General features: G+C 74.7%; 18 protein-coding genes, 3 tRNA genes and 1 pseudogene. 20 read left to right on the forward strand and 2 right to left on the reverse strand.

Annotated elements, in window-relative coordinates; translation table 11 throughout:
• Positions 1-85: 85 nt before the first annotated feature.
• From AB0N76_RS31510 to AB0N76_RS31550, 9 genes and pseudogenes are all read left to right on the forward strand, one after another.
• Positions 86-2,887: pseudogene (locus AB0N76_RS31510) on the forward strand (Rne/Rng family ribonuclease); the annotation flags it as partial.
• A 221-nt stretch (positions 2,888-3,108) separates the two neighbouring features.
• Positions 3,109-3,426: a 50S ribosomal protein L21 gene (gene rplU / locus AB0N76_RS31515; protein ID WP_045696828.1), complete on the forward strand. Its 318-nt coding sequence runs from the start codon at positions 3,109-3,111 to the stop codon at positions 3,424-3,426.
• A 12-nt stretch (positions 3,427-3,438) separates the two neighbouring features.
• On the forward strand, positions 3,439-3,696 hold the full coding sequence (rpmA, locus tag AB0N76_RS31520; RefSeq protein WP_209416555.1) for a 50S ribosomal protein L27: 258 nt from the start codon (positions 3,439-3,441) through the stop codon (positions 3,694-3,696).
• Between the two features lie 132 nt (positions 3,697-3,828).
• Positions 3,829-5,304 carry a GTPase ObgE gene (gene obgE, locus AB0N76_RS31525; protein ID WP_363562974.1) on the forward strand — a complete coding sequence of 492 codons (1,476 nt, stop codon included), beginning with the start codon at positions 3,829-3,831 and terminating at the stop codon, positions 5,302-5,304.
• A gap of 325 nt (positions 5,305-5,629) precedes the next feature.
• Positions 5,630-6,766 (forward strand): glutamate 5-kinase, encoded by a 1,137-nt coding sequence (gene proB / locus AB0N76_RS31530; RefSeq protein ID WP_363562976.1) that lies wholly within the window; start codon positions 5,630-5,632, stop codon positions 6,764-6,766.
• Between the two features lie 174 nt (positions 6,767-6,940).
• Positions 6,941-7,465, forward strand: coding sequence for a hypothetical protein (locus tag AB0N76_RS31535; protein ID WP_363562978.1), 525 nt, complete (start codon positions 6,941-6,943; stop codon positions 7,463-7,465).
• 100 nt (positions 7,466-7,565) lie between these two features.
• Entirely contained in the window at positions 7,566-8,888 is a 1,323-nt protein-coding gene (locus tag AB0N76_RS31540) for a glutamate-5-semialdehyde dehydrogenase (protein WP_363562980.1), read from the forward strand.
• A gap of 122 nt (positions 8,889-9,010) precedes the next feature.
• Positions 9,011-9,577 (forward strand): hypothetical protein, encoded by a 567-nt coding sequence (locus AB0N76_RS31545; RefSeq protein WP_363562982.1) that lies wholly within the window; start codon positions 9,011-9,013, stop codon positions 9,575-9,577.
• Between the two features lie 124 nt (positions 9,578-9,701).
• A complete protein-coding gene (locus AB0N76_RS31550; RefSeq protein ID WP_363562984.1) occupies positions 9,702-10,778 on the forward strand; it encodes a hypothetical protein in 1,077 nt (358 codons plus the stop codon).
• Between the two features lie 78 nt (positions 10,779-10,856).
• Here the strand turns inward: AB0N76_RS31550 and AB0N76_RS31555 are convergent, their stop codons facing one another.
• Positions 10,857-11,945 (reverse strand): M48 family metallopeptidase, encoded by a 1,089-nt coding sequence (locus AB0N76_RS31555; RefSeq protein ID WP_363562986.1) that lies wholly within the window; start codon positions 11,943-11,945, stop codon positions 10,857-10,859.
• 255 nt (positions 11,946-12,200) lie between these two features.
• On the opposite strand from AB0N76_RS31555, the gene AB0N76_RS31560 reads away from it, so the two are divergent.
• The 8 genes from AB0N76_RS31560 to AB0N76_RS31595 all read left to right on the forward strand — a co-directional run bounded on the left by AB0N76_RS31560 (position 12,201) and on the right by AB0N76_RS31595 (position 17,132).
• Positions 12,201-12,353 carry a hypothetical protein gene (locus AB0N76_RS31560; RefSeq protein ID WP_363562988.1) on the forward strand — a complete coding sequence of 51 codons (153 nt, stop codon included), beginning with the start codon at positions 12,201-12,203 and terminating at the stop codon, positions 12,351-12,353.
• Positions 12,354-12,545: 192 nt separating this feature from the next.
• Entirely contained in the window at positions 12,546-12,704 is a 159-nt protein-coding gene (locus AB0N76_RS31565; RefSeq protein WP_363562990.1) for a hypothetical protein, read from the forward strand.
• A gap of 155 nt (positions 12,705-12,859) precedes the next feature.
• A complete protein-coding gene (nadD, locus tag AB0N76_RS31570) occupies positions 12,860-13,492 on the forward strand; it encodes a nicotinate-nucleotide adenylyltransferase (protein ID WP_363562992.1) in 633 nt (210 codons plus the stop codon).
• A gap of 18 nt (positions 13,493-13,510) precedes the next feature.
• Positions 13,511-15,448 (forward strand): LytR C-terminal domain-containing protein, encoded by a 1,938-nt coding sequence (locus tag AB0N76_RS31575; protein WP_363562994.1) that lies wholly within the window; start codon positions 13,511-13,513, stop codon positions 15,446-15,448.
• Between the two features lie 217 nt (positions 15,449-15,665).
• Positions 15,666-16,136: a ribosome silencing factor gene (gene rsfS, locus AB0N76_RS31580; RefSeq protein WP_363562996.1), complete on the forward strand. Its 471-nt coding sequence runs from the start codon at positions 15,666-15,668 to the stop codon at positions 16,134-16,136.
• Positions 16,133-16,780, forward strand: a complete 648-nt coding sequence (locus AB0N76_RS31585; protein WP_363563012.1) for a histidine phosphatase family protein — start codon at positions 16,133-16,135, stop codon at positions 16,778-16,780. Before rsfS ends, AB0N76_RS31585 begins: the two co-directional genes overlap by 4 nt.
• Positions 16,781-16,949: 169 nt before the next feature.
• Positions 16,950-17,022: transfer RNA gene (locus AB0N76_RS31590), tRNA-Ala, on the forward strand.
• 37 nt (positions 17,023-17,059) lie between these two features.
• Positions 17,060-17,132: transfer RNA gene (locus tag AB0N76_RS31595), tRNA-Ala, on the forward strand.
• An 84-nt stretch (positions 17,133-17,216) separates the two neighbouring features.
• Here the strand turns inward: AB0N76_RS31595 and AB0N76_RS31600 are convergent.
• Positions 17,217-18,164 carry a helix-turn-helix transcriptional regulator gene (locus AB0N76_RS31600; protein ID WP_363562998.1) on the reverse strand — a complete coding sequence of 316 codons (948 nt, stop codon included), beginning with the start codon at positions 18,162-18,164 and terminating at the stop codon, positions 17,217-17,219.
• Between the two features lie 103 nt (positions 18,165-18,267).
• On the opposite strand from AB0N76_RS31600, the gene AB0N76_RS31605 reads away from it, so the two are divergent.
• The 3 genes from AB0N76_RS31605 to AB0N76_RS31615 all read left to right on the forward strand — a co-directional run bounded on the left by AB0N76_RS31605 (position 18,268) and on the right by AB0N76_RS31615 (position 21,691).
• Positions 18,268-19,731: an MFS transporter gene (locus AB0N76_RS31605; protein ID WP_363563000.1), complete on the forward strand. Its 1,464-nt coding sequence runs from the start codon at positions 18,268-18,270 to the stop codon at positions 19,729-19,731.
• A gap of 195 nt (positions 19,732-19,926) precedes the next feature.
• Positions 19,927-19,999: transfer RNA gene (locus AB0N76_RS31610), tRNA-Ala, on the forward strand.
• Positions 20,000-20,125: 126 nt separating this feature from the next.
• Complete coding sequence (locus tag AB0N76_RS31615; RefSeq protein ID WP_363563002.1) at positions 20,126-21,691, forward strand: hypothetical protein; 1,566 nt, start codon at positions 20,126-20,128, stop codon at positions 21,689-21,691.
• Positions 21,692-21,772 lie beyond the last annotated feature (81 nt).

Below are 21,772 nucleotides of genomic sequence, written 5' to 3' on the forward strand. Positions count from 1 at the left end.
GGCGGCGGGCGCGGCGACGTAGGGGGCGGGCTCCTGGAAGACCGGCGCCTGGAAGATCGCGGTGGACGGGCGGACCGCGCCCGCGCCGCAGCCGGCCGCCGTCGAGGCGCCCGCCGCCGCGGCCGCCGAGCCGGTGGAGCGTGCCGAGGAGGACGAGTTCGAGTACAGCGGCGTCGGCCGCCGCCGCCGCGTCCGCACCTCGGTGCGGGTGCAGACGGGGGGCCGCCAGAAGGCCGCCGCCGAGCGGGCCGGCAAGGGCGCCCGGGCCGAGAAGCCGGTCGTCGAGAAGCCGGTCGAGAAGCCCGCCGTCGCCGAGAAGCCCGCCGTCGCCGAGAAGCCCGTCGAGGCGCCGGTCGCCGAGGCGCCCGCCGTCGTCGAGGCCCCCGTCACCGGCCCCGAGGTCGAGGACGAGTGGGAGGACGGCCGCCCGTCGCGCCGTCGCCGCCGGGGCGGCCGCCGCCGCCGCCGTGGCGAGGCCGAGGAGATCGAGGCCGAGGCCCCCGAGACCGACCAGCCCGTCGAGGAGCCGCTCGCGGCCGTCGACGAGGAGGACGAGGGCGACGACGACGACCTGGCCGCCGGCCTGTCCTCGTCCCGCCGCCGTCGTCGCCGTCGCCGCCGCAGCGGGGAGAGCGGCGCCGTCGAGACCGCCGAGACCACCGAGGACGGCGTCCGCACGGTGGTGAAGGTCCGCGAGCCGCGCCGCCGCTCCAGCGAGCCCTCCTTCGACCCCGACGAGGTGCAGTCCATCAAGGGCTCCACCCGCCTGGAGGCCAAGAAGCAGCGCCGCCGCGAGGGCCGCGAGCTGGGCCGCCGCCGGGTGCCGATCATCACCGAGGCCGAGTTCCTGGCCCGCCGCGAGTCGGTCGAGCGCGTCATGGTGGTGCGCCAGAACGGCCAGCGGACCCAGATCGGCGTCCTGGAGGACGGCGTGCTCGTCGAGCACTACGTCAACAAGGAGCAGGCCACCTCGTACGTCGGCAACGTCTACCTGGGCAAGGTCCAGAACGTGCTGCCGTCGATGGAGGCCGCCTTCGTCGACATCGGCAAGGGCCGCAACGCGGTGCTGTACGCCGGTGAGGTCAACTTCGGCGCGCTCGGCGGCCACGGCGGCCCGCGCCGGATCGAGTCGGTGCTGAAGTCCGGCCAGTCCGTGCTGGTGCAGGTCTCCAAGGACCCGATCGGCCACAAGGGCGCCCGCCTGACCAGCCAGATCTCGCTGCCCGGCCGCTACCTGGTCTACGTGCCCGAGGGCTCGATGACCGGCATCTCCCGCAAGCTGCCGGAGAACGAGCGCGCCCGCCTGAAGCAGATCCTCAAGAAGATCGTCCCGGACGACGCGGGCGTCATCGTGCGCACCGCCGCCGAGGGCGCCTCCGAGGAGGAGCTGACCCGCGACGTCCAGCGGCTGCAGCAGCAGTGGGAGGACATCCAGAAGAAGGCCGCCACCGGCAACGCCCCGGCGCTCCTCTACGGCGAGCCGGACATGACCGTCCGGGTCGTCCGCGACATCTTCAACGAGGACTTCACCAAGGTCATCGTCTCCGGCACCGAGGCGTGGAACACCATCCACGACTACGTCTCCAACGTGGCCCCCGACCTCGCCGGGCGGCTCCAGCGCTGGACCTCCGAGGTGGACGTCTTCGCCACCTACCGGATCGACGAGCAGCTGATGAAGGCGCTGGACCGCAAGGTCTGGCTGCCCAGCGGCGGCTCGCTGGTGATCGACCGCACCGAGGCGATGGTCGTCATCGACGTCAACACCGGGAAGTTCGTCGGCCAGGGCGGCAACCTGGAGGAGACGGTCACCCGGAACAACATCGAGGCGGCCGAGGAGATCGTGCGCCAGCTGCGGCTGCGCGACCTCGGCGGCATCATCGTGATCGACTTCATCGACATGGTCCTGGAGTCCAACCGCGACCTGGTGCTGCGCCGCCTGCTGGAGTGCCTGGGCCGGGACCGGACCAAGCACCAGGTGGCCGAGGTCACCTCGCTGGGCCTGGTCCAGATGACCCGCAAGCGGGTCGGCCAGGGCCTGCTGGAGTCCTTCTCCGAGGCCTGCGTGCACTGCAACGGCCGCGGTGTGATCGTCCACATGGAGCAGCCGAGCACCCACGTCCACACCGGTGGCGGCGCGGCCGCCGTCGAGGCGGGCTCGGGCGGCGGCAAGCGCCGGCGCCGGGGCAAGGGCGGCGCGGCGCACGAGGAGCCGCAGGCCGTCGAGGCGTTCGAGACGGTCGAGACCGTCGACGAGGCCGTCGAGGCCGCGCCGGTGCGCGAGGAGATCGAGGGCCAGCTGGCGATCGAGGTGCCGGGCGTGGCGGAGACCCCCGCCGCGGCCGTCGAGGCCGAGCCGGTCACCGAGGCCCCGGTCGTCGAGGCCCCGGTCGTCACCGAGCCGGCCCCCGCGGCGGCGCCCGCCGGGCGTCCGCGCCGTCGGGCGGTGCGCAAGGCGACGGCTCCGGCCGGTGCGCCGGGCGAGGCCGAGATCGTGGTGCTGCAGGCCAAGGCCGAGGCGGCGCTGGAGTCGGCCTTCGCGGCCGCCGAGCAGGCCCCGGCCGCGACCGCGGTCACCGAGGCCGAGCCGGTCGCCGAGGCCCCGGTCGAGGCTCCGGTCGTCGAGGAGGCTCCGGCCGCCGAGACGCCGGTCGTCGAGGAGGCCCCGGCCACCGAGGCCCCGGCCGCCGAGGCGGAGCCCGCCGAGGAGGCGCCGGCCCCGAAGAAGCGGGCCGCCCGCAAGACCGCGGCCAAGAAGACCGCCACCGCCGCCGCCGCCAAGAAGACGACGACGGCCAAGAAGACCACCGCCCGCAAGACCGCCACCAAGCGGACCAGCGCGGCGGCCAAGAAGGCGGCGGCCGCCGAGGGTGATACGGCGGCCGAGTAGTGCCCGGCCCGGGACGGACCCCGCGTCCGTCCCGGGCCCGTACGGGCCGGTTTGCCCCCGAGGCGGCCGGTCCGTATTCTTGACCACTGGCGTGTCTACGCCGCGCTCCCGAGCACATCACCTTCCGGGCCCTCGTCAGAGGTGTCGGGGAGAGGCCCCTGTGTCCGTACCCAGGTGGCTGGCATCAGGAGCTCCGACCGAGTTAGGAAATGGGGTACCGCATGTACGCGATCGTTCGCGCAGGCGGCCGCCAGCACAAGGTCGCCGTCGGCGACGTGCTGGAGATTGACCGTATCGAGGCCAAGCCGGGTGACTCGGTGGAGCTCTCCACCATCCTGGTCGTCGACGGTGACGCTGTCACCTCCGACCCGTGGGTGCTGGCCGGCGTGAAGGCTCACGCCGAGGTGGTCGACCAGACCAAGGGCGACAAGATCGTCATCCTGCGCTACAAGAACAAGACCGGTTACCGTCGCCGCCAGGGTCACCGCCAGCAGCACACCGCTGTGCGGATCACCAGCATCGACTCCGTCAGCAAGTAAGGGGATAGCGAGATGGCACACAAGAAGGGCGCAAGCTCTACCCGCAACGGCCGTGACTCGAACGCCCAGCGCCTCGGCGTCAAGCGCTTCGGCGGCCAGGTCGTCTCCGCCGGCGAGATCCTCGTCCGCCAGCGTGGCACCCACTTCCACCCGGGTGCGGGCGTCGGTCGCGGTGGCGACGACACCCTGTTCGCGCTGACCGCCGGTGCCGTGCAGTTCGGCACCCGCCGCGGCCGCAAGGTCGTCAACATCGTGGCCACCGAGGCCTGAGTCACACCAGACTCACAATGAGGGGTGGGCCGGAATGTTCCGGTCCACCCCTCATGCTTTACCTCAGGTAGAGCTTCACCGCAGCTGGCACAGCAGCTGGACAGAGACTTCCTCGTACTGGAGGCACACCCCATGACCACCTTCGTCGACCGCGTCGAGCTCCACGTCGCCGCGGGTAACGGGGGCCACGGCTGCGCCTCCGTGCACCGCGAGAAGTTCAAGCCGCTCGGCGGCCCGGACGGCGGCAACGGCGGCGAGGGCGGCAGCGTCATCCTCACCGTCGACGCGCAGGTCACCACCCTGCTCGAGTACCACCACTCGCCCAAGCGCAAGGCCACCAACGGCAAGCCCGGCGCGGGCGGCCACCGCACCGGCGCCGACGGCCAGGACCTCGTCCTTTCCGTGCCGGACGGCACCGTCGTCCTCGACAGGCAGGGCAACGTGCTCGCCGACCTGGTCGGCCACGGCACCAGCTTCGTCGCCGCCCAGGGCGGCCGCGGCGGCCTCGGCAACGCGGCGCTCGCCTCCGCCCGCCGCAAGGCCCCCGGCTTCGCGCTGCTCGGCGAGCCCGGCGACGCCCGTGACATCGTCATGGAGCTCAAGTCCGTCGCCGACGTGGCCCTGGTCGGCTACCCGAGCGCCGGCAAGTCCTCGCTGATCTCGGTGCTCTCCGCCGCCAAGCCGAAGATCGCGGACTACCCGTTCACCACCCTGATCCCCAACCTGGGCGTGGTCACCGCCGGCGAGACCGTCTACACCATCGCCGACGTGCCCGGCCTCATCCCCGGCGCCAGCCAGGGCCGCGGCCTCGGCCTGGAGTTCCTGCGGCACGTCGAGCGCTGTTCGGTGCTGGTGCACGTGCTCGACTGCGCCACCCTGGAGCCGGGCCGCGACCCGCTCTCCGACCTGGAGACCATCGAGGCCGAGCTCGCCGAGTACGGCGGCCTTGAGGACCGCCCGCGCCTGGTCGCCCTCAACAAGATCGACGTGCCGGACGGCCAGGACATCGCCGACCTCACCCGCGCCTCCCTGGAGGAGCGCGGCTACCGGGTCTTCGAGGTGTCCGCCGCCTCCCGCAAGGGCCTGCGCGAGCTGAGCTTCGCGCTGGCGCAGATCGTCGCCGAGGCCCGCGCCGCCAAGCCGGTCGCGGAGTCCACCCGGATCGTGCTGCGGCCCGTCGCCGTCGACGACGAGGGCTTCACCATCACCGAGGAGGACGGCGCCTACCGCATCCGCGGCGTCAAGCCCGAGCGCTGGGTCCGCCAGACCGACTTCAGCAACGACGAGGCCGTCGGCTACCTCGCCGACCGGCTGGCCCGCCTCGGTGTCGAGGACCGGCTGTGGAAGGTCGGCGCGCACGAGGGTGACACCGTCATCATCGGCCCGGACGAGAACGCCGTCGTCTTCGACTGGGAGCCGACCATGGCCGCCGGCGCCGAGATGCTCGGCCGCCGCGGCGAGGACCACCGGATGGAGACCCAGCGCCCGGCGGTCGACCGCCGCCGCGAGAAGCAGAAGGGCCGGGACGCCGCCGAGGCCGAGTTCCTCGCCTTCGAGGCGCTCTCCAGCGGCCGCCAGGCCGCCATCGAGGGCGACGACGAGGAGTAACCAGCCGGGACGCCCCGACCGACCGCAGGCCCCTGCCACCCGAACGGGTGGCAGGGGCCCGGTCGTTGACGGGGAGTGAGTCGCCGGGGGCAGGCCGCCCCGAGCCGAAGGGCCGCGCCGGTGTCGAAAGCGACGAGCGACGAAGGAGCGCTGGAGCGAGGACCGTCGACGCCGGGTCGGAGCGGCCCGGAGGCGAGCGGGCGAATGGCCGTTCGGTGGGTGGAACGCGCTGCGGGGCGGTCGGGCCGATCGCGTAGATTGCGGGGGGTAACGACCGGGCCCGGGCCCGCCGCCAGCGCACCACACCGGAAGGGCGAACAGCGAGATGAGCGAGGACGCACTGCGGGAGGAGGTGCTGACCGCACGGCGGATCGTCGTCAAGGTCGGCTCCTCCTCACTCACCACGGCCGCCGGCGGCCTCGACGCCGACCGCGTCGACGCCCTCGTCGACGCCCTCGCCAAGGTGCGCGCCCGCGCCGACGCCCCCGAGGTCGTGCTCGTCTCCTCCGGCGCCATCGCCGCCGGCCTCGCCCCGCTCGGCCTGGAGCAGCGCCCCCGCGACCTGGCCCGCCAGCAGGCCGCCGCGAGCGTCGGCCAGGGCCTGCTCGTCGCCCGCTACACCGCCTCCTTCGCCCGGTACGGCATCCGGGTCGGCCAGGTCCTGCTCACCGCCGAGGACGCCAGCCGCCGCGCCCACTACCGCAACGCCTACCGCACCCTCGACCAGCTGCTCGCGATGGGCGCGATGCCGATCGTCAACGAGAACGACACCGTCGCCACCGCCGAAATCAAGTTCGGCGACAACGACCGGCTGGCCGCCCTGGTCGCCCACCTTGTCCGCGCCGACCTGCTCGTCCTGCTCTCCGACGTCGACGGCCTCTACGACGGCGACCCCAGCCGCCCCGGCACCAGCCGGATCGACCGGGTCACCGGCCCGCACGACCTCGACGGCATCGAGATCGGCAGCGCCGGCAAGGCCGGCGTCGGCACCGGCGGCATGGTCACCAAGGTCGAGGCGGCCCGGATCGCCACCGGCGCCGGCATCCCCGTCGTCCTCACCGCCGCCAGCCACGCCGCCGACGCGCTCGCCGGGCGCCCCACCGGCACCCTGTTCCTGCGCACCGGCAGCCGCTCCTCCGACCGGATGCTCTGGCTCGCCCACGCCAGCAGCCCGCGCGGCGCCCTGCACCTGGACGCCGGCGCCGTCACGGCCGTCGTCTCCGGCGGCGCCTCGCTGCTGCCCGCCGGGGTCACCAAGGTCGACGGCGAGTTCGCCGCGGGTGATCCGGTGGACCTTCTTGCCGAAAACGGCCACATCGTGGCGCGCGGACTGGTCAACTTTGATGCGAGGGAGTTGCCCCGCCTGCTCGGCCGGTCCACCCGGGACCTGGCCCAGGAGTTCGGCGCCGCCTACGAGCGGGAGGTCGTCCACCGCGACGACCTGGTCGTCCTGCGCGGCTGACCGGCCGCGCGGCGACCGGCGGACCGGCCGCCCGGCCGATCGCCGGGGAGGCCGGACGGCGGGCCGCTCCGTACGGGGAGCGGCCCGGCCACGGGCGAGGAGGGGCGCAGCCGTGCACGCCGGGCCGGGGCCGGCGGACACGACGACACGACATCGCCGAACAGGAGGCCGCCGGTGGAACGCAGGCGCGAGGCAGCGCTGACCGGAGGGACCGCGGGCCGGCGGCTGACCAGCATCGACGGCGGCGCGGACGACGCCTCCGCCGGGCCGGCCGGTCCGCCGCCGCAGGGTCCCGGCACGGTGCACCGGCTCCGGCCGGAGCGCGGCGCCGCCACCGAGCCCCCGGTCGGGCCCGAACAGGCCCGGCTCTGGCACGTGGTGCTGAGCGTCGCCGGGCCGGTCACCCCGCTCTCCGAACTGCGGGCCGGACTCGAACGGCTGGCGCACGACCACTCGTTCTTCCTGACCGCCCGCTACGCCGCCGACCACGCGGAGATCCGGTACTGGGAGCAGGCCCGCGACCTGCACGACGCGGCGGCGGTCGCGCTGCGGCTCTGGGGCGAGCACAAGGTGACGGCGAAGCTGCCGCCGTGGGAGATCGTCGGCCTGGAGGTGGTGGACCGGGCGACGTACCGCAAGCGCGTCGCCGAGGGCTTCGGCGGTCCGCCGCCGCGACTGGGCGGTGTCTACCCGTACTGAACTGGGCTCGGCTCGCCTCCGGGGTGGGCGGGGCGGGAGCGGCCGTCTCACCGGGCGAAATGGCGGCCGGCCGGGCGGTGGCAGCCACTACCCTTGGCGCATGAGCAGCGACCTCGCCACCGCCGACAGCCCCGTCCTCGCCGTAGCGCGCCGAGCCAGGGAGGCCGCCGCCGAGCTCGCCCCGCTGCCGCGCCGGGCGAAGGACGCCGCGCTGCAGGCGATCGCCGACGCGCTGGTGGCCCGCGCCGCCGAGATCACCGCGGCCAACGCCGAGGACGTCGAGCGGGCCCGGGCCGCGGGCACCGCCGAGTCGGTGATCGACCGGCTCACCCTCACCGAGGAGCGGATCGCCGCGATCGCCGCCGACGTCCGCGACGTGGCCGGCCTGCCCGACCCGGTCGGCGAGGTGGTGCGCGGCTACACCCTGCCCAACGGCCTGGACGTGCGCCAGGTCCGGGTGCCGCTCGGTGTCGTCGGCATCATCTACGAGGCCCGCCCCAACGTCACCGTGGACGCCGCCGCGCTCTGCCTGAAGTCCGGCAACGCCGTCCTGCTGCGCGGCTCCGCCTCCGCCTACCGCTCCAACACCGCGCTGGTCGCCGTGCTGCGCGACGCCGTCACCGCGGCCGGGCTGCCGGCCGACGTGATCCAGCTGGTCCCGGGCGAGAGCCGGGACTCCGTCCAGGAGCTGATGCGCGCCCGCGGCCTGGTCGACGTGCTCATCCCGCGCGGCGGCGCCTCGCTGATCCGCACCGTCGTCGAGGGCTCCACCGTCCCCGTCATCGAGACCGGCACCGGCAACTGCCACGTCTACGTCGACGCCCAGGCAGACCTCGCGATGGCGGTGGGCATCCTGCTCAACTCCAAGGCCCAGCGGGTCAGCGTCTGCAACGCGGCCGAGACCCTGCTGGTCCACCAGGACATCGCCGACGCCTTCCTGCCGGTCGCGCTCGCCGCGCTCGCCGGGGCCGGGGTCACCGTGCACGGCGACGACGCGGTGCTCAAGGCCGCCGAGGGCACGGACGCCACCGTGCTGCCGGCCACCGACGAGGACTGGGCGGCCGAGTACCTGTCCTACGACCTCGCGGCCGCCGTGGTGCCCTCGCTGGACGCCGCCGTCGCGCACATCCGCCGCTGGACCTCCGGCCACACCGAGGCGATCGTCACCACCTCGCAGGCCGCCGCCCGCCGCTTCACCCAGCTGGTCGACTCGACCACGGTGGCCGTCAACGCCTCGACCCGGTTCACCGACGGCGGTGAGTTCGGCTTCGGCGCCGAGATCGGCATCTCCACCCAGAAGCTGCACGCCCGCGGCCCGATGGGCCTGCCCGAGCTGACCAGCACCAAGTACATCGTCACTGGTGACGGCCATGTCCGGGGCGAGGCGACGCAGACCGTGGGCGGCGCCGCCGACGCCGGCTGAACCCGGGCGGCGGGGCCGCCGTCCCCGCCGCCGTCACACGGGTGACGGACCAACTGCGATGAGCCACAGACAAAACGCCCGCCCGGTAATACGCTGAATCCGTGGCTGAGGATGTGGGGGGCTTGCCGTACCCCGACGGCGCCGACCACGGTGGTGCGGACGACGAGTTCGCCACCGTGGTCTTCGATGAGGCCTTCGTGCGGTCCGCCGCCGTGCACGAGCCGACGGCCAAGGAGCGGCGGCTCGCCGCCGCCGAGGCCCGGTTCGACCCGGACGCGGCCGCCCTGGGCTGGGGCTTCGACACCCCGGCCGGGGACGGACTGCCGCTGGAGCTGCGCCCGCACCCGAGCGGGCTGGACGACGACCACCTCTACCCCGATCCGTGGAGCGGCCCCGGCCGGGCCGCCGGGCGTCGCCCGCGGCGCTGGCGGCCGGCCGGTTTCGACCCGATCGGCGTGCGGCGCGGCCGCTACGTGGCGCAGCAGCGCTGGCACCGGCCGGTGGCCTGGGTGCTCGCCGTGATCATGGGCGTGAGCCTGGTCGCGGTGGCGGTCGCGGCGATCTACCAGGGCGTGGGCGGGGCCGGTGACGCCCCCCGGCGGCCGGAGACCGGCAGCAGCAGTCCCGGGATCGACCCGGCGCCGACACCGGCCGAGCCGTCGCCGGTGGTCACCGCGCGGGCGGGCTGACCCGCCGACCGGCGGACGCCGACCCGGGCGCGCCCCGGGGCGGCCGCGGCTGGTCACGGAGAGCTTCCGGTGAACTGCGGCAGGACCCTCGTGGCGGGGCGCCGCCGCGCCTTACCCTGGTGTCATGGGTGACCCGCGCGAGCCTCCGGAGGGTGCGCCCGAAGGTGGTTCCGGAAACGATGACGAGTACCGGTCCGTCGTCTTCGACGAATCGTTCGTCCGGGCTGCCCGGATCCAGGAGCTGTCCGCCCGGGAGCGGCTGTCCGGCTCGTTCGGCCGCGCCACCCGGCCCAGGGTCCGGCTGGGGCCGCTGGGCACGGTGCCCCGGCAGGCGCTCGCGCTGCTGCTGGTGATCCTGCTGGCGTTCGGGGCGGCCGTCTACTTCGGGGTCAGCTCCCCGACCCGGCCGACCGCCCGGCCGGAGGGCAGTCAACTGACCGTCAGCCTGGTGGCGTTGAGCCCGGCCTCGGCGGTCCGGGCGGTGGCCGATCCGGCCGCCCCGTTCGTCGGCCTGCCGCCCGGCTACAGCGACGGCGCGATCGGGCTGGGGACGCCGACCGGGGCGGCGACCGAGCACTTCTCCCGGGTCGAGGTGACCAAGGCGCTGGACACCGTGCAGCGCTACCTGGTGGCCTCCTCGCTGGCGCCGGCCGTGCTGGTGCAGGGGGCGACCGCAGAGGTGCGGGCCTTCGTCACACCCGGTGAGCAGGCCCAGTTCGACGCGAGCGTGGTCCAGCCGACCGACGACCGGCACCACGCGCTGACCGGCTGGCTGGTCCGCTTCGACCCGGCGCAGGTCGCGCTGGCGGCCGACACGGTGAAGGTGGCGGGCGCGATGCGGATCGACGAGGCGGACGGCAGCACGCTGCAGATCACCACCGACCACACCTTCGTCTACGCGCTGAAGGCGGCCGGGGCGCCGGCCGGGGCGCCGGTCACCCTGGAGACCGTGCGGCGGCAGCTGACCTTCCAGTTCGACCGGATCGACCTGGCCTCGGCGCAGCTGCGGCTGGTCGACTCGGTGCTGCAGGCAGGGCCGGTGCCGTGCGACGGCTCGCTGGCCGGCCTCGTCCAGCCGGTGCTGGCGGGCGGCGCGGAGGCCGGGGCGGGCGCCCCGGCGACACCGGGTCCGGCGGCGGTCGATCCGGGCAACCACGCGCGGCCGGCCTGGCAGGTGTGCGGGGTGCTGGCGGGGAGCTGAGCGGGTCCCGCGCAGGGGCTCCGAGCGGCCGACGGCCCCCGGCGCGGTGCCGGGGGCCGTCGGTGGGGCGGGGAGTGGTCAGCCGTTGTCGGACGAGCCGTTGCCGCTGCCGTTGTTGCTGCCGTTGCTGCTGCTGCCGTTGCTGCGGCCGGCGCCGGTGAAGGTGTCGCGCAGCTTGCCGCCGACCGTGGCCGCGCCGCCCGCCACGTCGCGGATCAGGCCCATCAGCGGGTCCTTGCTCTCCTTGACCGAGGTCGTGTAGTGCTCGGCGGCGGCCCGCCACTGCTCGCCGACCGAGGTGTCCGGGTCGTCGGTGCGGCGCGGGTAGGCGCCGGCCAGGATCGAGCGGTACTCCTCGCCCTCCGCCCACTTCTTCAGCTGGGCGACCCGGACCACCGCGAACGGGTGGCTCTGCGGCAGCACCTGCAGCAGCTTGAGCACGCCGTCCCGCAGGTCCCCGGCCTTCTCGTACTCCTCGGCCTGCTCCAGGAAGGCGTCGACGTTCATCTCGGCCAGGTTGTGGCCGCCGGCCAGCTTCATCAGCGCCCGCATCGAGGCCTGGAGGTCCTGCCCGGCCAGCAGGCCGGCCCGGTCGCTGGAGAGCTCGGCCTTGCGGAACCACTCCTTGAGCGCGGTGACGATCGCCATGATCGCCAGGTTGCCGAGCGGCACCCAGGCGATCCGGGTGGCGATGTTGGTGAGGATCAGCAGCATCGTCCGGTAGACGGCGTGGCCGGACATCGCGTGCCCGACCTCGTGGCCGATGACCGAGCGCAGCTCCTCCTCGTCCAGCAGCTCGACCAGGCCGCTGGTGACCACGATGACCGGGGTGTCGATGCCGATGCAGTAGGCGTTGACCGTCGGGTCCTGGGAGACGTACAGGTCCGGGACCCGGCCGAGGTCGAGCACGTAGGCGGCGTCGCGCACCATGCCGTGCAGCTCGGGGAACTGCCGCTCGGAGGTCTTCACGGCGGTGGCCAGGAACATCAGCCGGATCGAACGCTCGGAGACCAGGCCGGCGAGCTTCTTCAGCACGTCGTCGAAGCCGCTCAGCTTGCGCAGGGCGACGAGCGCGGAACGGTCCGCCGGGTGCTCCCAGGCGCGGGTGGAGATCTCGGGGAACCGCTGGCGGCGCCGGCTCGGCGTCTTCGAGGTCGTGTCGGTCATGGTGTGAGTACCCTCCTGTCGACGGCGGCCCCGGCCGCCGGCCGGCCCCCGCCGGTCTTCGTCTGCAACGACTGCCTGTGCAACGTCCGCGGTTGCGTACTCGTCCCCGCCGCCCACCCTACGCGGGCCCGGCGCGGCGCGGACGGGCCCCGAGGGGGCGGTGGGCGGCTCCGGTGTGAGGGCGGTTTACCCTGAATGCCCGGGAGAGCCGGGCCACTTCCGGCCGCGGCACCGAGCAGTCCGAGGAGCCCGCAGATGTCCACCGCCGCCCTTGTCAGCCTGGCCGAGCCGATCTCCTCCGAGGGCGGCCCCGGGCTGTTCCTGCGGATCATCCTGGTCGCCTCGTTCGTCGGCGTCGGCCTGCTCGCCTGGATCCTGCTGCGGGCCGGCCGCAACAACAACGGCTGACCGGCGGGCGGGAACGGCCGACCGGCCGGCGGACCGGTCCGCCGGCCGCGGGGGCGCCCCGCCGACGGCGGTTCAGCCGCGGTGGGCCGCCGAGCGGTTGCCGTGTAACCACCCGTACGATGACGGGTGGGCCCTCACCGGCCCGTACGACACCCCCTGCCCGTCATCCGAGCCGAGAAGGTCCCGCCGACCATGAGCACTGCTGCCGCACTCCCCGTCCTGAACCTGCTCGCGAGCGAGGGCGAGGGGGGCAACCACGACAGCCTCAACCCGTACCTGACGGGTGGCGCCGCGCTGTTCATCCTCCTGCTGCTGCTCTTCGTGACCACCCGCTTCAACCGGGACCGCTGAGCAGACCGGGTTCGCCGACCCGGGGAGCGGCACCGCCCCCGGGAAGCCCGACGTCCGGTGCCCGGCGCACGCCGTCCGGTGCCCGACGTCCGCTTCGGGCTGCCCGGCGCCCGGTGTTCCCGCACCGTAACTGGCGTCGCGTATGGTGAGGCGCCATGGGAGAGCAGACCGGGAATTCCGGCGTACCGGCGCCGGTGAAGCGGCGTCTCGGCGTGATGGGCGGCACCTTCGACCCGATCCACCACGGGCACCTGGTCGCCGCCAGTGAGGTCGCCAGCGCGTTCCACCTCGACGAGGTCATCTTCGTCCCGACCGGGCAGCCCTGGCAGAAGAGCGACCGCCAGGTCACCCCGGCCGAGGACCGCTACCTGATGACGGTCATCGCCACCGCGGAGAACCCGCAGTTCTCGGTCAGCCGGATCGACATCGACCGCGAGGGCCCGACGTACACCGTCGACACCCTGCGCGACCTGCACGCGATGCACCCGGACGCCGACCTCTTCTTCATCACGGGCGCCGACGCGCTCGCCCAGATCCTCTCCTGGCGGGACTCCGACGAGCTCTTCTCGCTCGCCCACTTCATCGGCTGCACCCGGCCCGGGCACGTCCTGTCCGACGCCGGGCTCCCGGTGGGCGGGGTCTCCCTGGTGGAGGTCCCGGCGCTGGCCATCTCCTCCACGGACTGCCGCAACCGGGTCGCCAAGGGCGAGCCGGTCTGGTACCTCGTTCCGGACGGCGTGGTCCGCTACATCGACAAGCGGGCGCTCTACGCGCCGCACCGGACCTGATCCCGGAGGGGCCGACGGATGAGCGAGCGCAGGGGACCGCAGGGGCAGCAGCCCGGACAGCCGGACGACTGGTCCACCGGGCAGTACCAGCAGTACCAGCAGCAGCCCTACCCGCAGCAGGGCGGCTACGAGCAGCAGCAGGACGGGTACCAGCCGTACGAGCAGCAGGGCGGCTACGAGCAGCCGGTGTACGACCAGCAGGGCCAGCAGGGTCAGCCGGGTCAGTACGACCAGTACGACCAGTACGACCAGTACGGGCGGCAGCAGGGCGGCTACGGGTACCAGGAGCAGTACCAGCAGGGGTACCAGCCCTACGAGCAGCAGCAGGGCGGCTACGAGCAGCCGGTGTACGACCAGCAGGGCCGGCCGGGTCAGTACGACCAGTACGGGCAGCAGCAGGGCGGCTACGGGTACCAGGAGCAGTACCAGCAGGGCGGCTACCAGCCGTACGAGCAGCAGCAGGGCGGCTACGAGCAGGCCCAGCAGCCGTACGCGACCGCGGCGATGCCGGTCGTCGTCGAGCCGGAGCCGGCCCCCGTACCGGAGCCCGCCGCGCCCGCCCCGACCCCCGTGCCCGCGGCCGTGCCGCCGCGCCCCCGGGTGTCCCGGCCGGCCGCCGCCGAGCCCGCCCCGGCCCGGCCCGAGCCGCCGTCCGAGCAGGTCGGCGGGTCCCGCGCCGGCAAGGGCCGCGCCGCCAAGGTCCCCGATGACTCCTACCCCACGGGCGAGTTCACCTTCGTCGACGAGGAGGCGGAGGAGACCGAGGACGTCATCGACTGGCTCAAGTTCGCCGAGTCCCGCAGCGAGGTGCGCGCCGAGCGCCGCCGCAAGCTGCGCAACCGGCTGATCGCCGCCGGTGTGGTGCTGGCGCTCGCCGGGGCCGGCGTCGGCGGCTACCTGTGGTTCACCGGCGACAAGGAGAACGCGGCGGCCGCCGCCGGACCGCGCCAGGTCAACGTGGTCCACCTGCGCGACCTGCAGGGCAAGGTCTCCAGCGCGCTGCTGGTCAACGACGCCGCCGGGAAGAAGGGCACCGTCCTGCTGCTGCCCGACACCCTGCGGCTGCCCGGCCCGGGCGACCCGCCGGTCACCACGGTCGGCCAGGCGATGGACGCCGTCGGCGCCTCCGGCGCCCGCGACGGCCTGGCCACCGTGCTCGGCGCCCCGGTCGCCGGCACCTGGCGGCTCGACACCCCCTACCTGGAACTGCTGGTCTCCCAGCTCGGCGGCGTCCGGGTGGACACCAACGCCGAGACGCGCGAGGCCGGCAAGCCGGACGGCAAGGTGCTCTCCGCCGCCGGCAAGAACACCCTGCTCAGCGGAAAGGCCGCGGTCGCCTACGCCACCCTGCAGAACGCCGGGGAGAACCGCGACGCCCAGCTCGCCCGGTTCGGCCAGGTGATGGACGCGGTGGTGCGCACCATGCCGGTGGAGTTCAAGGACGCCAAGGACGACGTGCACCGGATGAACGCGGTGCTCGACCCCTCGCTGCCCGAGGACGCGCTCGCCGGGGTGCTCGCCCAGCTGTCCCAGCTCGCCAAGGGCGGGCAGTTCGGCACCGCCACGCTCACCGTCAAGCCGGACGGCACGCTGGACGAGGCCACCGCCGGGAAGCAGGTCAAGGAGGTGCTCGGCGGCACCGTCAAGGCGGCGACCAACGCCGACGCGCCGGCCCGGGTCTCCCTCCAGGACGCCAGCGGCAACGACCTGGCGGCCGCCGCCGCGCAGGTCCAGGTGGTCAACGCGGGCCTCACCTTCGTCCCGGGCGGGGCGAAGACCGCGCCGCAGGCCGCCAGTGAGATCCGCTACACCGACGACGCCCGGCAGGCCGCCGCGAAGTCGCTGGCGACCAGCCTCAACCTGCCGGAGACGGCGGTGAAGAAGGTCGGGGACGCGCAGAACGCGGACCTGGTGGTCGTCCTCGGCAAGGACTACGTGCCGCCGAAGACGCAGTAGGCGCGGGTCAGCGCGGGTCCGGCGCGGGCGGGCGCGGCGTCCGGGGCGGGTGCCGCGTCGGCCCCGCGCGGGCATCGTGCGGGCGTCGTGCGACCCCGGCGGGCGGGTGGCTCCGGAAAACGGTTCCGGGGCCACCGGAGCGGCGTGAGATCCTGGAAGGCGATCCCCTGCGCCCCACGCGCCGGGGCGCCCCAAGCAGCCGAGCCGGAAGAACACCGTGACCGCCACTGAGCACAGCCAGGAACTCATCAACGTCGCCGCCCAGGCGGCGGCCGACAAGCTGGCCCACAACATCGTCGCGTTCGACGTCAGCGAGGTGCTGTCGATCACCGACGCCTTCCTGATCGCCTCCGCGAGCAACGACCGCCAGGTCCGCTCGATCGCCGAGGAGATCGAGGACCAGCTGCGCGAGAAGCTGGACATCAAGCCGGTGCGCCGGGAGGGCGAGCGGGACGGCCGCTGGATCCTGCTCGACTACCTCGACATCGTGGTGCACGTCCAGCACTCCGAGGAGCGCTCCTTCTACTCCCTCGACCGGCTCTGGAAGGACTGCCCCGAGCTGCCCCTGCCGGAGGACGCGCTGGCCTCCCGCAACCGCCCGGACGCCCACACCGACGCGGCCGGCAACGCCGTCGCCCCGGCCGAGCAGGCCCCGGCGGACGACTTCGGCGCCGAGGACTACAGCTGAGCCGGGACGCGCGCGGCCCGCGCATCGTCTTCTGGCGGCACGGCCAGACGTCCTGGAACCTCGAATCGCGGTTCCAGGGCACCACGGACATCGCGCTGACCGGGGAGGGCGTGCGTCAGGCCCAGCGGGCCGCCCGGCTGCTCTCCGGCCTCCGCCCGGACCTGCTGATCTCCTCGGACCTCCAGCGGGCCCGGCACACCGCCGAGGAGCTGGCCAAGGTCACCGGCCTGGCCGTCGAGCACCACGAGGGGCTGCGGGAGACCTACGCGGGCTCCTGGCAGGGGCTGACCAACGCCGAGATCCGGGCCCGCTACCCCGAGGAGTACACGGCCTGGGCGCAGGGCGAGCCGGTCCGGCGCGGCGGCGGCGAGCTCTCCACCGAGGTCGCCGACCGCGCGGTGCCGGTGGTGCTGGACGCGGCCGAGAAGCTGCCCGAGAACGGCACCCTGGTCGTGGTCAGCCACGGCGGCACCATCCGCACCATGCTGGGGCGGATGCTCGGCATGGAGGCGGCGCTCTGGGAGTGCTTCGGCGGGCTGTCGAACTGCTGCTGGTCGGTGCTCGGCCGGGGCACCCGCGGCTGGCGGCTGCTGGAGCACAACGCGGGCACCCTGCCGCAGCCGGTGATCGGCGACGACACCTGAGCGGACCGCTGGGGGCGGCCCCGGCGGACACCCGCGCAGGTGTCCGGGAGGGGGCGCGGAGTGGTCTACGGGGAGCGGATTTCGTAGTTCCGGGCCTGACCGGTAGAGTCTTCCTCGTTCGCACGGAGGGAACGCGGCCCGGAAGGGAAGCGGGAGATCCGGTGAGTGCGGGGCTGTAGCTCAGTTGGTAGAGCGCTTGCATGGCATGCAAGAGGTCCGGGGTTCAATTCCCCGTAGCTCCACTCCGCACCTGCGGTCCGCGAGGGCCGTGCGTGTTGCGGGGCTGTAGCTCAGTTGGTAGAGCGCTTGCATGGCATGCAAGAGGTCCGGGGTTCAATTCCCCGTAGCTCCACAGCGCGGAAGAGGCCGTCACCCGGTGGGTGGCGGCCTCTTCGCCGTTCCGGGACCGTTCAGGGGTCTTCCGGGGCCGGATCCGTCAGCAGACCGCCCCGGCGTGGTCGCAGGGGTTGGACCAGCCGCCCGGCGACAGCGCCGCCATCCGCTCGATCCGCTCGCGGTCCACCGGCCCCTCCGGCGTGTAGACCAGCACGAACGCCTCCGGCACCCCCGGGACGGTCAGATAGGCCGCGTTCAGCCGCAGCACCCCGACCAGCGGATGCCGGAACACCTTCAGCGAGGTCCGCCGCGCGGCCACCTCCTGACGCGCCCACAGCTCCCGGAACTCCCCGCTCGCCGCCAGCAGCGACCGCACGAAGTCCTCCCAGACCGGCTCGCCCAGGTGCTTGCCGTACGCGCCGCGCAGCACCGCGACCATCTGCGGCAGCTGCTCGCCGCGGTTCACGAACGGGTTGCAGCACTCCGGGGTGGTGACCGTGCACCACAGGCTGTTGAACCAGCCGTCGTCCGTCCGCGGCCGGCCCGCGGCGAACAGCGCCTCGTACGGGGCGTTCCAGGCCAGCACGTCGAACCGGCTGTTGGACACGGCGGCCGGCAGCGGCACCAGCGCGTCCAGGATCAGCTGCGTCGACGGGTCCAGGACCGGCGGCTCCGGCTGCGCCGACGGCCGCACCGCCACCCCCGCCAGCCGGAACAGGTGCTCGCGCGCGGCGGCGTCCAGCAGCAGCACCCGGGCCACCGCGGCCAGCACCTGCGCGCTGGCGTTGATCGGGCGGCCCTGCTCCAGCCACGTGTACCAGGTCACCCCGACCCCGGCGAGCTGCGCCACCTCCTCGCGGCGCAGGCCCGGGGTGCGGCGGCGCAGACCGGGCGGCAGGCCGACGTCCTCGGGGGAGACCCGGGCCCGGCAGGCGCGCAGGTACCGGGCCAGCTCGGTGCGGCGGCGGTCGCGCGGGTCGGGGCAGTTCCGTTCGGCGGGGACGGGGGCGGGGGCGGGCGCGACGGCGAGGGAGTCCACGGCGGTCATACCGGCCATCGTGCCGCAGCCCGGTGGGGCGGAACAGGGTGCTGCCACTACCAGGATCGGCAGGCTCTAACCACCGGTACCGGGCCGCCGCGAGGCTCGGGTCATGACCCGACTCCAGACCCGACCCGCCGCCGTACCCGCGGCCGCCGCCGCGCCCGGCGGTGGTTCCCGGCCCGCCCGGCCCGGGCCGCTCCTCGCGCTCGTCCTGGGCGGCCAGTTCATGGCCGTCCTCGACACCGCCATCGTCAACGTCGCCGTGCCGACCATCCGCGCCGACCTGCACGCCACCGGCGCCGCCCTCCAGTTCGTCGTGGCCGGCTACACCGTCGCCTACGCGGTGCTGCTGATCACCGGCGCCCGGCTCGGCGCCCGGTACGGCTACAGCCGGCTCTTCCAGGCCGGCCTTGCCGTCTTCACCGCCGCCTCGCTGGCCTGCGGCCTCGCCCCCGCGACCGGCTGGCTGATCGCCTTCCGGCTGCTCCAGGGTGCCGGCGCGGCCCTGCTGGTCCCGCAGGTGATGAGCCTGCTGCAGCGCACCTTCACCGGTCCGGCCCGCACCCGCGCGCTCGGCCTCTACTCGGCCGTCCTGGCCGGCGGCATCGCGGCCGGGCAGGTGCTCGGCGGGGTGCTCGTCAGCGCCGACCTGTTCGGCGCCGGCTGGCGCCCGGTGTTCCTGGTCAACCTGCCGATCGGCGTGCTGCTGCTCGCCGCCGGCGCCCGGCTGCTGCCCGACCTGCCCGGCGACCGGGAGCGCGGCGTCGACCTGCCGGGCCTGCTGGTCCTCGCGGCCGCCCTCGGCCTGCTGGTCGTCCCGCTCGTGCTCGGCCACGAGTTCGGCTGGCCCGCCTGGGGGTGGCTGATGCTCGGCGCCAGCGCGCTGCTGTTCGCGCTGTTCGCGGTCGTCGAACGGCGGATCGCCCGGCGCGGCGGCCAACCGCTGATCACCGGGCGGGTGCTCGGCGCGCCCGGCCTGCTCCCCGCGGTCGGCTCGCTGTTCATGATCATGGCGGCCTTCGCGGGCTTCATGTTCGCCTTCGCCCTGCACCAGCAGTCCGGCCTCGGCCACAGCGCGCTGCACGCCGGGCTCTGCTCGGCGCCGATCGCCGTCGGCTTCGGCCTCGGCAGCCTGTACTGGCAGCGGCTGCCCCGGCGGCTGCACGGCGTCCTGCCGCTGCTCGGCACCGCCCTGCTCGGCCCCGGCTACCTGCTGCTCGGCGTCCTGCTGCGCGACGGGTCCGGCATCGGCGCGGCGGCCCTGCTGGTGACCGGCGCGACCGGGCTGGTCGCGGGCGTCGCCTACGCGCCGCTGTTCGCCCGGGCGCTCGCCCGGGTCGCCCCGGCCGACGCCGCCGACGCGAGCGGGGTGCTGGTCACGGCCCTCCAGCTCGGCCAGGTCGTCGGGGTGGCGCTGCTCGGTTCGGTCTTCCTCGGCGCCGTCCGGCCGTCGGCCTCCGCCGCCGACTCCGGGCACGCGCTGCTGGTGGCCACGGCCGCGGTCGGCGGGGCGGGCGCGCTCGCCGCGCTGTTCGCCGGCCGGGCCCGGCGGGCGGGGCGGTCGGAGCGGTAGCGGGCCTGGGGAGTGGGCCCGGAGTGGGCCTGGGAGAGGGCCCGGGAGCGGGCCTGGAGTGGGTCGGCGGCGGGTCCGGGGCGGGGTCCCGGGCCCGCCCCGGAAACGGATTCGTGGAGCACCCCTCGGAGCGTGTAAAGTAGTCGATGTCGCCGAGGGAAACGGAACGAAACCCCCGGTGACAACGCAAGTCAAGGGGCTGTAGCTCAGTTGGTAGAGCGCTTGCATGGCATGCAAGAGGTCCGGGGTTCAATTCCCCGTAGCTCCACAGGAAACGAAGGCCGCCTCCCGAACGGGAGGCGGCCTTCGGCGTTCCCGGGCGTTCTTCTCCCCGCTTTCCCGGATTTCCCGAGGTCCGGGCGCCCGTCCCCGGCGGACCGCTACCGTCGGAGTCATGGCCGATCTGGAGCGCAGGCGCAACGAGGAACTCGCCCGGATACTCCACCAGCTCGGCTGGAACCCCGAACGGCTCGCCCGCGAGGTCAACCTCACCCTCCCCGCCCGGCTCGCGATCAGCTCCACCGCCCCCTACAAGTGGCGCGACCGCGGCATGGTCCCGCGCAGCCCGCACGACCAGGCCGTCTGCGAGGTGCTCAGCCGCACCCTCGGCATCGCCGTCACCTACGAACAGCTCTGGGGCCGGATGGGCGGCCACCGCGGCGCCAAGATCCTCTCCCCGCGGCTGCTCACCGACCCGTGGACCGCCGACACCGCGCAGACCGCGCTGCGCGAGACCGCCGCCGACGCGGGCCCCGTCCGCCTCACCGACCTGTTCCGCGGCGCCGACCTCGCCGCGGCCGCCCGCCGGCTGACCACCCCGCCGCCCGCCCTCGGCGGCGACGGCGCGCTGCGGGTCGACCCCGCGGTGATCCGTGAACTCGCCGACGCCCACCGCGCCAAGCGGCGGCTGGAACGGTCCTGCGGCGGTGGCCTCGTCCTCGGTCCCGCCCGTGCCGAACTGGCCATGGTCACCAAACTGCTGGAGCTCGGCGCGTACGACGAACCGCTCGGCCGGGCGCTGTACGGCGCGGCCGGCCGGCTCGCCCGGCTGGCCGCCTGGGCCGCGTACGACCTCGGCCACGACGCCACCGCGCAGCGGGCGTTCGCGGCCGCGCTGCGCGCCGCGCACCTCAGCGGCGAGCGGCGGGCCGGGGTGGCCGTGCTCGGCGGGCTCGCGGTGCTGGCCACCCAGAGCGCGGGCGGGCGCGGGCTGGACGCGGTCACCGTCCTCGCGGACGCCGTCGCGTCGGCCGGGGGCGCGCTCGGGCCGGCCGACCGGGCGCTGCAGCTGGGGCGGATCGCGCGCGCCTACGGGCGGCGGGGCGACGGCGCGGCGCTGGCGGAGGCGGCGGGGCGGGCGTTCGCGGAGCTGGACGGTGCCGGTGCTGCTGTCGGTGGTGGTGCTGGTGCTGGCGTCGGTGGTGGCGCTGGTGCTTGGGGCGATGGTGGTGCTGGTGCTGGGGGAGTCGGTGTCGGCGGTGCGGGCGTCGGGGCCGGGGACGAGGGGCGGGCCGATCTCGCCGGGATGGTGGGGGAGGGCTATCTGTTCCTGGGCGACCACGAGCGGGCCCAGGCCCTGCTGACCGAGGCGGTGGCGGGCCTCGGCCCCGGCCGGGCGCGGGCCCGGGCCCTGCTGATGGTCCGGCTGGCGGACTCGCAGCGCCGCGCCGGCGACCCCGTCGAGGCGGCGCGCACCGCCGACCGGGCCCGGGCGCTGGCCGCCGGGATGCAGTCGGAGCGGGTCGCGCGGGCGCTGCGGGAGATCGACGCCGCCTTCCGGTCGGCGGACGCGGCGGCGGAGGCGGAGTCCGGTGCGTCGCTCGACAGCGCGGCCCCGGCTGCCGGCAGCGCGGCCCCGGCCGCGTCGGACGAGGGTGCGGGCGCGGGTACGGGCGAGGCCGAGGGCGTGGGCGGGCGTGCCGCGGTGGGCCTGTCGGCGGTATCGCCGGGAGGGGCCTGACCCCCTTGCGGTACCCTGAGCCCATGCGAACCGTGCGCCTGCTCCTTAGCCGGCCGCGCTGACCAGGACCGGCCACGCCCA

Source organism: Kitasatospora sp. NPDC093806 (assembly GCF_040683335.1).
Classification (GTDB): Bacteria; Actinomycetota; Actinomycetes; order Streptomycetales; family Streptomycetaceae; genus Kitasatospora.